Genomic DNA, 14,584 nt, shown 5'->3' with positions numbered 1-14,584 from the left:
GGAGGAGGGGTGCCGTCTGTCGGTCGCCGTCCGACGCGCAGGCGCCGAACGGACCGAAACCGTCACTTCATGACGGCAGACGCTGTAGTTGATCCCGAAGCTTGGCCAGCGTCTGTTCGAAATCCGACAAACGCTGGTTTTCCTGCGCCACCACGGCCGGCGGCGCCTTCGCGACAAAACTTTCGTTCGAAAGCTTGCCACGGCACTTGCCGATCTCGCCCGCGATTCGCTCAATTTCTTTCGACAGGCGCGCACGTTCCGCCACCACATCGATCTCGATCTTCAGCAGCAGGTGGTTGGCGCCGACGATGGCCACGGGCGCCCCGGCCCCCTCCTGCTGGAGCGCGGTCTCGTCTTCGAACACCTTGACCTCGGAAAGTTTCGCCAGCGCCTGCACGTGAGCGGCCGCTTCGCGCAGGAAGGCGCTGTCGCCATGCGCATACAGCGGGATGCGCTGGGCCGGCGAGATGTTCATTTCGCCGCGCAGGTTGCGGCAGGCGTCCACCAGCGCCTTGAGCTGCGCCACCCAGGCTTCGGCGGCCTCGTCGATCTTGGCCACGGCGGGCAGCGGGTAGGGCTGGGTGGCGATCGATTCGCTGCCGTCGCCCTTGGCGCGGCCGGCCAGCGGGGCCACCTTCTGCCACAGTTCCTCGGTGATGAACGGGATGATCGGGTGCGCCAGGCGCAGCACCGTCTCCAGCACGCGCAGCAGCGTGCGGCGCGTGGCGCGCTGCTGGGCTGCCGAGCCGGTCTGGATCTGCACCTTGGCCAGTTCCAGGTACCAGTCGCAGTATTCGTCCCAGACGAATTTGTAGATGGCGCTGGCGATGTTGTCGAAGCGGTACTCGTCGAAGCCCTTCTGGACCTCGGTCTCCACGCGCTGCAGCAGCGACACGATCCAGCGGTCGGCCTGCGAGAAGTGCAGGTAGCCGTCCGGGCCGCAGTCGTTGTTGCACGGGCCCATGCCGCAGTCATGGCCCTCGGTGTTCATCAGCACGAAGCGCGTGGCGTTCCAGAGCTTGTTGCAGAAGTTGCGGTAGCCCTCGCAGCGGCCCGTGTCGAAGTTGATGTTGCGTCCCAGCGTGGCCAGCGACGCGAACGTGAAGCGCAGCGCATCGGCGCCGAAGGCCGGGATGCCGTCCGGGAATTCCTTCTTCGTCTTGGCCTCGATCTTGGGCGCGTCCTTGGGGCGGCGCAGGCCCGTGGTGCGCTTCCTGAGCAGCGGCGCCAGGTCGATGCCGTCGATCAGGTCCACCGGGTCCAGCGTGTTGCCCTCGGACTTGCTCATCTTCTTGCCTTCGGAGTCGCGCACCAGGCCGTGCACGTACACGGTGTGGAACGGCACCTGGCCGGTGAAGTGCTTGGTCATCATGACCATGCGCGCCACCCAGAAGAAGATGATGTCGTAGCCGGTGACCAGCACCGACGACGGCAGGAAGTGCTTCAGCTCCGGCGTCTGCTCGGGCCAGCCCAGCGACGAGAACGGCACCAGCGCGGACGAGAACCACGTGTCCAGCACGTCTTCCTCGCGGCGCAGCGGGCCCGTGCTGCCGGCCGCCTGGGCCTGGGCGCGGGCGTCTTCCTCGGTGCGGGCCACGAAGACCTTGCCCGATTCGTCGTACCAGGCCGGGATCTGGTGGCCCCACCAGAGCTGGCGGCTGATGCACCAGTCCTGGATGTTGGCCAGCCACTGGTTGTAGGTGCTGTTCCAGTTCTCGGGCACCAGCTTGATCTCGCCGCTCTGCACGGCGTCCAGCGCCACCTCGGCGATCGAGCGGCCCGGATAGTACGTGCCCTCGGGTGCCGGTTTGCTCATGGCGACGAACCACTGGTCGGTCAGCATCGGCTCGATCACGGAACCGGTGCGCTCGCTGCGCGGCACCATCAGCTTGTGCGGCTTGATCTCGCCCAGCAGGCCCTGGTCCTTGAGGTCGGCGACGATCTTCTCGCGGGCCGCGAAGCGGTCCAGGCCGGCGTAGGCCGCCGGCGCGTCGGCCACGACCTTGGCGTCGAGCGTCAGGATCGACAGTTGCGGCAGGTTGTGGCGCTGGCCCACGGCATAGTCGTTGAAGTCGTGGCCCGGGGTCACCTTGACCACGCCGGTGCCGAACTCGCGGTCGACATATTCGTCGGCAATCACCGGGATCTGGCGGCCGGTCAGCGGCAGGTGCACGGACTTGCCGATCAGGTGCGCGTAGCGCTCGTCCTCGGGGTGCACCATCACGGCCGTATCGCCGAGCATGGTCTCGGGGCGCGTGGTGGCGACGGTCAGGTGCGTCAGGCCGCGCACGGTGTCCGGCTCGACCAGCGGGTAGTGGATCTCCCAGAGCGAGCCGTTTTCCTCGACGCTGTCCACCTCCAGGTCGGACACGGCCGTGCCCAGCACCGGATCCCAGTTCACCAGGCGCTTGCCGCGGTAGATCAGGCCCTGCTCGTACAGCCGCACGAAGACCTCGGTCACGGCCTTCGACATCTCGGGCGACATCGTGAAGTATTCGCGCGTCCAGTCGATCGACGCGCCCATGCGGCGCACCTGGCGCGTGATGGTCGATCCCGACTCTTCCTTCCACGCCCAGACCTTCTCGGTGAATGCCTCGCGGCCCAGGTCGTGGCGCGACACCCCCTGCGCCTCCAGCTGGCGCTCCACCACGATCTGCGTGGCGATGCCGGCGTGGTCGGTGCCCGGCACCCACAGCGTGTTGGCGCCGCGCATGCGGGCGTGGCGAGCCAGGCCATCCATGATCGTCTGGTTGAACGCATGGCCCATGTGCAGCGTGCCGGTCACATTGGGTGGCGGCAGCTGGATGGCGAAGTCGGCACGGTTATCGTCGAAAGTGGGCTGGGCAATGCCGCGGCGCTCCCATTCTGGGCCCCATTTCGCCTCGATGGCGGCGGGTTCGAAGCTCTTGGCAAGGGACTGGTCTTCTGCGGTCATGCTCGGATGTCTTGGGATGCTTGGAATGCGGGACGGGGCTCGGGCCCGGCAGGCGGCATGGCGTGCCACGGCATTCGGCCGGGAGAAAACGTCAAATTATAGGGGAGCCGGCGCGCCGATGCCCATTTCCGGGCCGGGCGCGCGGCCTGCCGACAATCGGGGCAGGGGCCCGCCGGTATAATTGCCGCCTACTTTACCGGCCCCGATCCGATGTCCAGCCTGCTCGCCAACCTCAACGCCGAACAACTCGCCGCCGTCACTTTGCCGGACGAACCGGCCCTGATCCTGGCCGGCGCGGGCAGCGGCAAGACCCGCGTGCTGACCACGCGCATTGCCTGGCTGATCCAGAACGGGCGCGTGTCGCCGGCCGGCATCCTGGCCGTGACGTTCACGAACAAGGCCGCCAAGGAGATGCAGACGCGGCTGTCGTCGCTGCTGCCGATCAATACGCGCGGCATGTGGATCGGCACGTTCCACGGGCTGTGCAACCGCATGCTGCGGGCCCACTTCCGCGACGCCGGGCTGCCCCAGACGTTCGCCATCCTGGACACCCAGGACCAGTTGTCCGCGCTCAAGCGGCTGCTCAAGCAGCTGAACGTCGACGACGAGAAGTATCCGGCCAAGAACCTCCAGTACTTCATCAACAACGCCAAGGAACAGGGCCTGCGCCCGGCCGACGTGGAGGCCAACGACGACTTCAACCGCCGCTTCGTCGACCTCTACGCCGCCTACGACGCGCAGTGCCAGCGCGAGGGCGTGGTCGATTTCGCCGAGCTGCTGCTGCGCTGCTACGAACTGCTGCGCTACAACGACGCCATCCGCCAGCACTACCAGCACCGCTTTCGCCACGTGCTGGTGGACGAGTTCCAGGACACCAACGTGCTGCAGTACCAGTGGCTGAAGCTGCTGGCCGGCTATGGCACGGGCCAGGCCGCGGCCGTGTTCGCGGTGGGCGACGACGACCAGAGCATCTACGCGTTCCGCGGCGCCAACGTCGGCAACATGCGCGATTTCGAGCAGGAGTTCCGCGTGCGGCACCTGATCAAGCTGGAGCAGAACTACCGCTCGCACGGGCATATCCTGGACAGCGCCAACCATCTGATCTCGCACAACGCGCGCCGGCTGGGCAAGAACCTGCGGACCGACGCCGGGCACGGCGAGCCGGTGCGGGTGTTCCAGGCGGGCTCGGACGGGCAGGAGGCGTCGTGGATCGTCGAGGAGATCCGCGACCAGATCGCCCAGGGCATGTCGCGCTCGGAAATCGCCATCCTGTACCGCAGCAACGCCCAGTCGCGCGTGATCGAGCATGCGCTGTTCTCGTCGGGCATCCCCTACCGGGTGTACGGCGGCCTGCGCTTCTTCGAGCGGGCCGAGGTCAAGCATGCGCTGGCCTACCTGCAACTGATCGAGAACCCGCGCAACGACGCCGCGTTTGGCCGTGTGGTCAACTTTCCGACGCGCGGCATTGGCGCAAAGACGCTGGAGAACCTGCAGGACGCCGCGCGACAGTACAACTGCTCGCTGGCCGAGGCGGTGGCCTACGTGCCGGGCAAGGGCGGTACGTCGCTGGCGGCGTTCCTGCGGCTGATCGAGCAGATGCGCGCCGAAACCAGCCGCCTGACGCTGGCCCAGACCGTGGAGCACGTGACCAACGCCAGCGGGCTGATCACGCACTACCAGACCGAGAAGGAAGGCCAGGACCGCATCGAGAACCTGCAGGAACTGGTGACGGCCGCCCAGGCGTTCGTGGTGGAAGAGGGCTACGGCCTGGACGCGCTGGCACGGGTGCTGCCGGTCGGCCGTGACGTGCCGCCGGCGCTGGCGCAGGGCGACCAGGACCAGCAGGTGCTGGACCCCGAGCAGCTGCCGGTGGTCATGACGCCGCTGGTGGCGTTCCTGACGCACGCGTCGCTGGAGGCCGGCGACAACCAGGCGCAGGCCGGCCAGGACGCCGTGCAGATGATGACCGTACACGCCGCCAAGGGGCTCGAATTCAACGCCGTGTTCATCACCGGCCTGGAGGAAGGGCTGTTCCCGCACGAGAACAGCGCCATGGAGGCCGACGGGCTGGAGGAAGAGCGCCGGCTGATGTACGTGGCGATCACGCGCGCGCGCCAGCGGCTCTACCTGTCGTTCGCGCAAAGCCGCGTGCTGCACGGCCAGATGCGCTACCACGTGCGCTCGCGCTTTTTCGAGGAGCTACCCGAGCCGGCGCTGAAGTGGATCACCCCGCAGGGCCAGTCGTCGTACGGCAACTACGGCATCAGCCGCCAGGAACGCGACAACGCCTGGGGCCGCGACTGGTTCAAGCGTGCCGAGGACGTGCCCTACACGGGCACCAAGGCCACCGGCGGCATGGACACCGGCAAGAACTACGCCGAGGAAAAGCGCGCCGCCGCCACCGGTTTCCGCGTGGGCCAGAACGTGTTCCACACGAAGTTCGGCGAAGGGAAGATCAAGGCGCTGGAGGGCGAAGGCGCCGACGCGCGTGCCCAGATCGATTTCAAGCGCCACGGCGCCAAGTGGCTGGCCCTGGCGGTGGCGAAGCTGGATCCGATCGATTGATCGATTGATCGATTGTGTTTGCCCCTCTCCCGCGCGCGGGAGAGGGGCGCGGACAAGCTCAGGGTTGTCCGCCGCCGCCCCATTCCCCGTCTCGCCCGGCGGGACGACGTTGAAGCAGCCCCGGTACGTGGCGTAGAACGAGCAGTACAGCACCGCGAGCATCAGCAGCGAATACGGCGTCACCAGGAACGACAGCACCGCCTGCGCGCCCAGCGCCGCGAAGACCGTTTCCAGGAACAGGGGCACGGCCACCAGCAGCACGGCGAACAGCAGCGCATAGGTGAAGAACGCGCCGCGGTTGCGCCAGCAGGCCGTCCAGCTGAAGAACAGCGCCTTGATCGGCGGCACTTGGTGCCAGGCGGCCAGCAGCGGCGCGAACCAGAACATCATCGCCACCGGCGTGTACAGCACCGCGCCGATCAGCAGCGCGAAGTAGAGCTGCCGGATCGCGTCGGCCGTCGGCTCCTCGCCGCGCAGCACGATCGGGGCCACGGCACCAATGTCGACCACGGCCGTCGCGGCCAGGCTCAGCGCGAACACCAGCACCGCGTAGATGCCGCCCAGGATCAGCAGATGCCGGGTGGCCTGCTTGCCGTTGGTGCGGAACCCCGCCAGCAGGATCGTGGGCAGGACGCGCTTGTTCTGGATCACCTCGCGGCAGGCGGTCATCACCCCCACGTACAGCCCTGGCGTGAACACCAGCAGCGCGATGATGCCGAACAGCGGCACGAAGATCGCCAGTTGCGCGGCAATCAGGTAGATGAACAGCAGCATCAGGAACGCAAGCGGGTTCTTGCGGAACAGCCAGATGCCCTGGCGCAGCCAGACGTAGCCTTCCTTGGCGGAAACTTCCAGTAGTTGCATGGCGAATCAGATCCAGGGGAGCGCCGGCCCGTCGTCCAGGCGGCGGCGCAGGATGCGTTCGAAATGGGTCGGATCGTGCGGCTGGAGCATGTCGGCCTCGCGCGGGAGATAGAAGTCCCACAGGCGCGACACCCAGAACCGCAGCGCGCCGGCCCGCAGCATGTCCTGCCAGTGGGCTGCCTCGGTCTTCGTCAGCGGCCGCACCGCGTGGTAGGCCGCCAGCAGCGCCTGGGCGCGCACGGGGTCGAGCGCGCCGGTGGGCAGGTCGATGCACCAGTCGTTGACCGTCACGGCCAGGTCGAACAGCCACTTGTCGTGGCCGGCGAAATAGAAATCGAAGAAACCGCCCAGCTTGTGCTGGCCGTCGACGGTGTCGAACAGCACGTTGTCGCGGAACAGGTCGCAATGGCACGGGCCGGCCTGCAGCGCCGCATAGTCGGCACTGCCGAAGAACGCGGTCTGGTGCGCGATCTCGTCGGCCAGCAACTGGCGCTGGGCGGCGTCCAGGAACGGCGTGATCTCGGGCGCGGTCTGCTGCCACCAGGCCAGGCTGCGCAGGTTGGGCTGCTGGCGCGGGTAGTCCTGGCCGGCCAGGTGCATGCGTGCCAGCATGGCGCCCACTTCGGCGCAGTGGTCGGCGGCCGGCGCAAGCTGCGACGCGCCGGGCAGCCGCGTGACGATCGTCGCCGGCTTGCCCTTCAGTTCGCGCAGGATCTCGCCGTCGCGCGCGGGCATGGGCGCCGGCACGCTGATGCCGTGGCGCGCCAGGTGATCCATCAGGTGCAGGTAGTAAGGCAACTGGTCGAAGCGCAGCCGCTCGAAGATCGTCAGCACGAACTCGCGCGTGACGCCGTCCTGCTCCATGGTCAGAAAGAAGTTGCTGTTCTCGATGCCCGAGGCAATGCCGCGCAGCGCGCGCACTTCGCCTAGGTCGTAATCAAGCAGCCAGCGGGCGATCTCGTCCTGCGAGACCGTGGTAAAGACGGCCATACTCTCAAATTGGTGCGAATCGGGGGACGGCGGGGCGGCAACACGGGGTTGCCCGGCTCCGTCGCCGTGGCATTGCTGCCGGAAGGCCGGCGCGATCCGTGCCCGGTCATCGGCCAGGCGCGGATCGTGGGTCAGAAAGGCGTAAGACTAACAGGTCAGGCGACGGCGCCGGTCAGAACTTGAGGTTGACCGACGGTACGCGGTTCACGTCATGGTCCCGGATCCGGGGCGAGCTGTCCTCGGGCTTGCTCATCTCGTACTTCGTGCCAAAGCCCGATTGCACCTGGATCTCGGTGGCGCGGCCCTTGTCGCGGTATTCGGTCACCTGGGTGCCGTCGCGCTCACGAAGCTGGAAGCTCGGCTCGCGGGGCTGGTTCAACTGGCTCTTGGCCGCCGGGGCGATCGGCTGATTGTTGATCTTGTTGAGTTCCTGCTGGGTCAGCGCGTTGGTGGTTTCCTCGGCCAGCGCCACGTTGGCACCGGACAGGGCCGCCACGGCGGCGACGAGCGCGAGCAGATAGCCGGGGCGGCCGATCCTGGTGGACCGACCGGCCAACCTGGCACCCGGTTGCGAAGGGGAAGTCATCTGAGGCTCCTGTGCGCGCGGGCGGGGGGCCCGCGACGCGGATTTTGCCTGTGCAGCCGGCGGCGCCGGGTGTGGCAGGCGGACAGGCTTCCATTCTAGCAATTCCTGTCGTTTTCGGGCCGCCGTCGTGGCCTTCCGTCCACCCGGCGCGTGACGCCCCGGGTGGCTTGCGCGACGCTTGCCTTACAGATAGAACATTTCTTCCTTCGGCGGGATCGGATGGTCGCCGCCGCGCTTCTCGTAGTACTCGTAGACGGCCTCCAGCACTTCCTGCGGCTCGTCGACGATCTTCATCAGGTCCAGGTCGTGCTCGGCGATCAGGCCCATCGGCAGCAGCGTGAAGCGGAACCAGTCCAGCAGGCCCTTCCAGAACCGGCTGCCGTACATCACCACCGGCACCGACCGGGACTTGCCGGTCTGCACCAGCGTCAGCACCTCGGCCAGCTCGTCCAGCGTGCCAAAACCGCCCGGCATGACGATGAAGGCGTCAGAGTTCTTCACGAACGTGACCTTGCGCGTGAAGAAATGGCGGAAGCGCATGGCGATGTCCTGGTACGGATTGCCCTGCTGTTCGTGCGGCAGCTCGATGTTCAGGCCCACGCTGGCCGACTTGCCGGCGTGCGCGCCCTTGTTGGCCGCTTCCATGATGCCGGGGCCGCCGCCGGAGATCACGGCGAAGCCCGCGTCCGAGAACAGCCGCGCGATTTCGATGGTCTTCTGGTAGTACGGCGAGTCCTCGCGCAGCCGTGCGCTGCCGTAGATCGAGACGGCCGGACGGATCTCCGACAGGTACTCGGTCGCCTCGATGAACTCTGCCATAATCGTGAACATTTGCCACGAGGCGCGCGCCTTCTTGGCCGTGGCCCGGTCCTCATCGGCCAGCGCACGCAGGCTCGGAATCATCTTGCGCGGATTCGCGCGCGCCGCTGCAGCCCGTGCGGCGGCATCCTGCTCTTCAACGCTCTTGCCGGCAGCCGCGGCATCGGCTTTTGCGGCGATGGCGGCGGCATGCGCCGACGCCTTTTCGGGAGGGGGATTCACCGAATTACCGGAAATGTCGGAAACGTCCGTATCGGCGAGGGGAGCGGCATCTGCACCGCCAATGGGGGCACCAGTCAATTTTGAGTCCATGGGAATGTCGGATAGTCCAAAAACACTCTTGCTCGTCGATGGATCGAGCTATCTGTACCGCGCATACCACGCGCTGCCGGACCTGAGGAATGGCGAAGGTCTGCCCACAGGGGCAATCTACGGCATGATCAACATGTTGCGCAAGCTGCGCAACGATTACCCGGCACAGTATATCGCCTGCGTATTCGACGCCAAGGGCAAGACGTTCCGGGATGCGATGTACCCCGCATACAAGGAACACCGGCCGTCGATGCCCGAGGATCTGGCGCGCCAGATCGAGCCGATCCACGAGGCCGTGCGCGCGCTGGGCTGGCCCATCGTGGTGGTCGAGGGCGTGGAGGCCGACGACGTGATCGGCACGCTGGCCTGCCAGGCCACGCAGCAGGGCGTGAAGACCGTGGTATCCACCGGCGACAAGGACCTTGCGCAGCTTGTGAACGACAGCGTCACGCTGGTCAACACGATGAGCGGCGAGGTGCTGGACCCGCCGGGCGTGGTCAACAAGTTCGGCGTGCCGCCCGAGCGCATCGTCGACTACCTGTCCCTGATCGGCGACGCCGTGGACAACGTGCCTGGCGTGCCGAAGGTGGGCCCCAAGACGGCCGTCAAGTGGCTGACCGAATACGGCACGCTCGACGCGATCATGGCCGGCGCCGACGGCATCAAGGGCGTGGTGGGCGAGAACCTGCGCAACACGCTGGACTGGCTGCCGCGCGCCCGCGAACTGGTGACGGTCAAGACCGACTGCGACCTGAGCGGCGCCGTGGCCGACTTCCACGCGCTGCACGACCTGGGCGAGGACAAGGACAAGCTCGTCGACTTCTTCCGCAAGTACGGCTTCAAGACCTGGCTGCGCGAGGCCACCGGCGAATCGCTGCCGAACGCGCGCGCCGCCGCGGCCCGAGGCACGGCCGGGGCGGCCCAGGGCGGGCTGTTCGACGCCGCGCCGGCGTCCGACGACGACGGCCAGCCGGCCGAGGACCTTGCGCCGGCCGAGATCCGCTACGAGACCGTGACCACCGAGGCCGCGCTCGATGCCTGGCTGCAGAAGCTGGTGGACGCGCCGATCGTCGCCATCGACACGGAGACCACGTCGCTGGACCCGATGATGGCGGAACTGGTGGGCGTGTCGGTATCGGTGGAGCCGGGCGAGGCGGCCTACATTCCCGTGGCCCATCGCGGCCCCGACGTGGCCGGCCTGGACAACCACGGCCAGCTCCCGCGCGACTTCGTGCTCGACAAGCTGCGCGCCTGGCTGGAAGACCCGTCGCGGCCCAAGCTCGGCCAGCATCTGAAGTACGACGCGCACGTGTTCATGAACTACGGCATCACGCTGCGCGGCATCGCCCATGACACGATGCTGGAAAGCTACGTGCTGGCGTCGTACCGCAACCACGGCATGGACAGCCTGGCCGAGCGGCTGCTGAGCGTGAAGACGCTGACCTACGAGGAAGTGTGCGGCAAGGGCGCCAGCCAGATCGGCTTCGACCAGATCGACCTGCAGCGCGCCACCGACTACGCGGCCGAGGACGCCGACGTGACGCTGCGCCTGCACCGCAAGATGCTGCCGCAGCTTGAGCGGGCCGACGGGCTGCGGTACGTCTACGAGCAGATCGAGATTCCGGTCTCGGTGGTGCTGCAGAAGATCGAACGCAACGGCGTGCTGATCGATGCCGACAAGCTGGCCGCGCAGAGCGCCGACCTGGGCCAGCGCATGATGGAGGCCGAGCGCGCTGCGCACGAGGCCGCCGGCCAGCCGTTCAACCTGGGCTCGCCGAAGCAGATCGGCGAGATCCTGTTCAACCAGATGCAGCTCCCGGTGGTGAAGAAGACCGCCAGCGGGGCGCCGTCCACCGACGAGGAAGTGCTGCAGAAGCTGGCCGAGGACTATCCGCTGCCCAAGCTGCTGCTGGACTACCGCGGCCTGTCCAAGCTCAAGTCGACCTACACGGACAAGCTGCCGAAGATGGTCAACCCGCGCACCGGCCGCGTGCACACCAGCTACGGCCAGGCCACGGCGGTGACGGGGCGGCTGGCGTCGACCGATCCGAACCTGCAGAACATCCCGGTGCGCACCGAGGAAGGCCGCCGCATCCGCGAGGCGTTCATCGCCGGGCCGGGCAACGTGATCGTGTCGGCCGACTACTCGCAGATCGAGCTGCGGATCATGGCCCACATCTCGGGCGACGACAACCTGCTGCGCGCCTTCGCCAACGGCGAGGACATCCACCGCGCCACGGCCAGCGAGATCTTTGCCGTCGAGCGCGAGGCCGTGACCAGCGAGCAGCGCCGCTACGCCAAGGTGATCAACTTCGGGCTGATCTATGGCATGAGCGCGTTCGGGCTGGCCAGCAACCTCGGCATCGAGCGCGACGCGGCCAAGCACTATATCGACCGCTACTTCATGCGCTACCCGGGCGTGGCCAACTATATGGAAGAGACGCGCCAGAAGGCGCGCGAGCAGGGCTACGTCGAGACCGTGTTCGGCCGCCGCCTGTGGCTGCCGGACATCCGCGGCGGCAACGGCCCGCGCCGCCAGGCCGCCGAGCGCGCCGCCATCAACGCGCCGATGCAGGGCACGGCCGCCGACCTGATCAAGCTGTCGATGATCGCCGTGCAGGACTGGCTGGAAGCGGACGGCCTGGGCGCGCGCCAGATCATGCAGGTGCACGATGAACTGGTGCTGGAAGTGCCGCAGGCCGAGTTCGAGCTGGTCAAGGTGCGGCTGCCCGAGCTGATGTGCGGCGTGGCGCAACTCAACGTGCCGCTGGTGGCCGAGGTGGGCAGCGGCGCGAACTGGGAAGAGGCGCACTAGTCCGCCACACGGCGCGCGGTTGGACGGGGCGGCTGGGGCCGCCGCGCCCCGTTATTCCGCTGTCTCCCGTGCGATGCCGATGTATGCAAAGAAGTACTGTCTGAATCGACGGCTGACCGCTTGCCAGCCAGTGCTGCTCTGCAGCACACTGGTAGCCATCCCGTCGGATTGGCCGCACCCGCCAGCCGCACGCAGAACATCGGCCTCGCGGTGCGAGACCACAACAGAAAGACGCCGCAGGGGCCTGCACCGGTTTTCAAATTGAAAACATCGGGTAGACCATGAGCAACGCAACAGGCAGAGAGGAAAGCGCCCCCACTCCCATCGACCAACCTTCCGGCGGCCCGCAGATCGCGGCGCCGCGTCCTGCGGGGCAAGCGCACCGGATCATCGTGGTGGGCGGCGGCGCCGGCGGACTCGAACTTGTCACGCGGCTTGGCGACAAGCTGGGCAAGTCGCGCCGCGCGCAGGTGACGCTGGTCGACCGCATGCCGACGCACATCTGGAAGCCGCTGCTGCACGAGGTGGCCGCCGGCAGCATGGACCCCAACACCCACCAGCTCGAATACGCGGCGCAGGCACGCTGGCACCATTTCGACTTCCAGCAGGGCGAGCTGACCGGCATCGACCGCGCCGGCAAGCGCATCCACGTGGCCGCCTGCCTGGACCAGGACGGCACCGAACTGCTGCCCGCGCGCGACCTGCCGTACGACACGCTGGTGCTGGCCATCGGCTGCATCACCCATTTCTTCAACGTGCCGGGCGCGGCCGAGCATGCGATCGCGCTCGATACGGTCGACCAGGCCGAGCGCTTCCGGCGCCGGCTGATCGCGGCCTGCGTGCGGGCCCAGAACGGCAAGGGCCGCGTGGGCCAGGACGGCCGGCCGCGCGTGGACGTGGCGATCATCGGCGCGGGTGCGACGGGCGTGGAACTGTCGGCCGAGTTGCGCAACACCGCGCACGTGCTGAACGCCTACGGGCTGCACCAGCTTGACCCACGCCGCGACGTGCGCATCCATGTGATCGAGGCCGGGCCGCGCATCCTGCCCGCGCTGTCCGAGCGCGTGTCGGCCGAGACGACCAAGCTGCTGCGCAAGCTGGATGTGGACGTCTTCACGTCCGAGCGCGTGACCGAGGTGACGCACGACGCGGTGCTGACGGCCAGCGGCAAGCATATCGACGCCGACCTGACGGTCTGGGCGGCCGGCATCACGGCCCCGGGCGTCCTGCGCACGCTGGGCCTGCCCGTCAGCAAGATGGGCCAGCTCGTGGTGGGCCCGACGCTGCAGACCGAGACCGATCCCGACATCTTCGCGTTCGGCGACTGCGCCGCCGCGCCGTGGCCCGAAAAGCAGACCACGGTGCCGCCGCGCGCCCAGGCCGCGCACCAGCAGGCCACGTTCCTGTACGACGCGCTGCGGGCCCGGCTGGACGGCAAGCCGCTGCCGAAGTTCGGCTTCAAGGATTTCGGCTCGCTGGTGTCGCTGGGCCATTTCAGCGCCGTGGGCAGCCTGATGGGTGGCCTGATCGGCGGGTCGATGTTCATCGAGGGGCTGATGGCGCGCTTCATGTACACGTCGCTGTACCGGATGCACGTGCTGGCGCTGCATGGCGCGATCGGCATGGGGCTGGACACCATGACGCACTGGCTGCGCAGCAAGACCAGCCCGCGCGTGAAGCTGCACTGAGCCGCTGGCCGGCGGCGCGTGCGTTGCCGGCCAAGTTTGCTTAGAATCGACGCCGCCGCGCGGACGTCACTTGGGCGCGGCGCCCCCGATGCCCAGGAGACCCCCCATGCTGAAGCCCGAAGTCGAAAGCCTCGTTCCCGGTCAGACGTTCGACCGCCGCAGTTTCGTCAAGACCGCGCTGGGCTCGGCCTTCGCGGCCGCCGCGCTGCCGGTGACCGCCCAGACCATCAAGACCGACTTCCAGGGGCTGACCGCCGGCGAGGTCACCGTGCCGTCGGGCGGCTTCAGCATGCCCGTGTACCGCGCCCAGCCCGAGGGCAAGAAAAACCTGCCCGTGGTGCTGGTCATCAGCGAGATCTTTGGCGTCCACGAACATATTGCCGATGTCTGCCGCCGCTTTGCCAAGCTCGGCTACCTGGCCATCGCGCCGGAGCTGTTCGCGCGGCAGGGCGATCCGACCAGCTACGGGACGATCCAGGAACTGCAGGCCAACATCATCCAGAAGGTGCCAGACGCCCAGGTCATGGGCGACCTGGACGCCTGCGTGACCTGGGCGGCGGCCAACGGCGGCGACGTGAACCGGCTGGGCATCACCGGTTTCTGCTGGGGCGGGCGCATCACGTGGCTCTACTCGGCCCACAGCCGGCGCGTGAAGGCCGGCGTGGCGTGGTACGGCCAGCTTGTCGGCCAGCCCAACGCGCTCAAGCCGAAGAACCCGGTGGACATCGTCGGCGACCTGCACGCGCCGGTGCTGGGCCTCTACGGCGGCAAGGACACCGGCATTACGCAGGAACACGTGGCCCAGATGAAGGCGGCGCTGGCCGAATCGTCGAACCCGAACGCGAAGGCGTCGACGTTCGTGGTCTATCCCGACGCCGGCCACGCGTTCCATGCCGACTACCGGCCCAGCTACGTCGAGGCGGCCGCCAAGGATGGCTGGCAGCGCTGCCTGGCGTGGTTCCGCCAGCATCACGTGGCCTGACCGGGCGGGCCGCATTGGCCCTGCCGGC

General features: G+C 67.7%; 8 protein-coding genes and 1 pseudogene. 4 read left to right on the top strand and 5 right to left on the bottom strand.

Going from position 1 to position 14,584, the window contains the following annotated elements:
- Nucleotides 1–67: 67 nt before the first annotated feature.
- Nucleotides 68–2,935, bottom strand: a complete 2,868-nt coding sequence (locus tag EPAKOI_RS11595) for a valine--tRNA ligase (protein WP_423192262.1) — start codon at nucleotides 2,933–2,935, stop codon at nucleotides 68–70.
- A gap of 210 nt (nucleotides 2,936–3,145) precedes the next feature.
- Between EPAKOI_RS11595 and EPAKOI_RS11590 the strand changes: the two genes are divergently transcribed.
- On the top strand, nucleotides 3,146–5,500 hold the full coding sequence (locus tag EPAKOI_RS11590) for a UvrD-helicase domain-containing protein (protein ID WP_124683583.1): 2,355 nt from the start codon (nucleotides 3,146–3,148) through the stop codon (nucleotides 5,498–5,500).
- Between the two features lie 81 nt (nucleotides 5,501–5,581).
- Here the strand turns inward: EPAKOI_RS11590 and EPAKOI_RS11585 are convergent.
- The 4 genes and pseudogenes from EPAKOI_RS11585 to EPAKOI_RS11570 form a co-directional block, all read right to left on the bottom strand.
- A pseudogene (locus EPAKOI_RS11585) lies at nucleotides 5,582–6,364 on the bottom strand (BPSS1780 family membrane protein); the annotation flags it as partial.
- Nucleotides 6,365–6,370: 6 nt separating this feature from the next.
- Entirely contained in the window at nucleotides 6,371–7,354 is a 984-nt protein-coding gene (locus EPAKOI_RS11580; protein ID WP_124683585.1) for a homoserine kinase, read from the bottom strand.
- A 172-nt stretch (nucleotides 7,355–7,526) separates the two neighbouring features.
- A complete protein-coding gene (locus tag EPAKOI_RS11575; RefSeq protein WP_423192261.1) occupies nucleotides 7,527–7,940 on the bottom strand; it encodes a DUF2782 domain-containing protein in 414 nt (137 codons plus the stop codon).
- Nucleotides 7,941–8,123: 183 nt separating this feature from the next.
- Nucleotides 8,124–9,071, bottom strand: coding sequence for a TIGR00730 family Rossman fold protein (locus EPAKOI_RS11570; RefSeq protein ID WP_172966032.1), 948 nt, complete (start codon nucleotides 9,069–9,071; stop codon nucleotides 8,124–8,126).
- A 4-nt stretch (nucleotides 9,072–9,075) separates the two neighbouring features.
- Here EPAKOI_RS11570 and polA point away from each other — a divergent pair, with 4 nt between their 5' ends.
- The 3 genes from polA to EPAKOI_RS11555 all read left to right on the top strand — a co-directional run bounded on the left by polA (nucleotide 9,076) and on the right by EPAKOI_RS11555 (nucleotide 14,556).
- A complete protein-coding gene (polA, locus tag EPAKOI_RS11565; RefSeq protein WP_423192260.1) occupies nucleotides 9,076–11,886 on the top strand; it encodes a DNA polymerase I in 2,811 nt (936 codons plus the stop codon).
- A gap of 281 nt (nucleotides 11,887–12,167) precedes the next feature.
- The gene (locus tag EPAKOI_RS11560) at nucleotides 12,168–13,574 is read left to right on the top strand and encodes an NAD(P)/FAD-dependent oxidoreductase (protein ID WP_423192259.1); all 1,407 of its coding nucleotides are present in this window, start codon (nucleotides 12,168–12,170) and stop codon (nucleotides 13,572–13,574) included.
- A 106-nt stretch (nucleotides 13,575–13,680) separates the two neighbouring features.
- Entirely contained in the window at nucleotides 13,681–14,556 is an 876-nt protein-coding gene (locus tag EPAKOI_RS11555) for a dienelactone hydrolase family protein (RefSeq protein ID WP_124683589.1), read from the top strand.
- Nucleotides 14,557–14,584 lie beyond the last annotated feature (28 nt).

This window comes from Cupriavidus sp. H18C2 (genome assembly GCF_049393795.1).
GTDB classification, from domain to species: Bacteria; Pseudomonadota; Gammaproteobacteria; order Burkholderiales; family Burkholderiaceae; genus Cupriavidus; species Cupriavidus pauculus_C.
The sequence above is the reverse complement of the archived record's forward strand: the minus strand, read 5'-3'. Positions and strand labels throughout refer to the sequence as shown.

Coding starts and splice junctions, on each gene's coding strand:
- EPAKOI_RS11595 (WP_423192262.1), bottom strand. CDS start 2,935: ATGACCGCAGAAGACCAGTCCCTTGCCAAGAGCTTCGAACCCGCCGCC.
- EPAKOI_RS11570 (WP_172966032.1), bottom strand. CDS start 9,071: ATGGACTCAAAATTGACTGGTGCCCCCATTGGCGGTGCAGATGCCGCT.
- polA (WP_423192260.1), top strand. CDS start 9,076: ATGTCGGATAGTCCAAAAACACTCTTGCTCGTCGATGGATCGAGCTAT.
- EPAKOI_RS11555 (WP_124683589.1), top strand. CDS start 13,681: ATGCTGAAGCCCGAAGTCGAAAGCCTCGTTCCCGGTCAGACGTTCGAC.
- EPAKOI_RS11560 (WP_423192259.1), top strand. CDS start 12,168: ATGAGCAACGCAACAGGCAGAGAGGAAAGCGCCCCCACTCCCATCGAC.
- EPAKOI_RS11580 (WP_124683585.1), bottom strand. CDS start 7,354: ATGGCCGTCTTTACCACGGTCTCGCAGGACGAGATCGCCCGCTGGCTG.
- EPAKOI_RS11575 (WP_423192261.1), bottom strand. CDS start 7,940: ATGACTTCCCCTTCGCAACCGGGTGCCAGGTTGGCCGGTCGGTCCACC.
- EPAKOI_RS11590 (WP_124683583.1), top strand. CDS start 3,146: ATGTCCAGCCTGCTCGCCAACCTCAACGCCGAACAACTCGCCGCCGTC.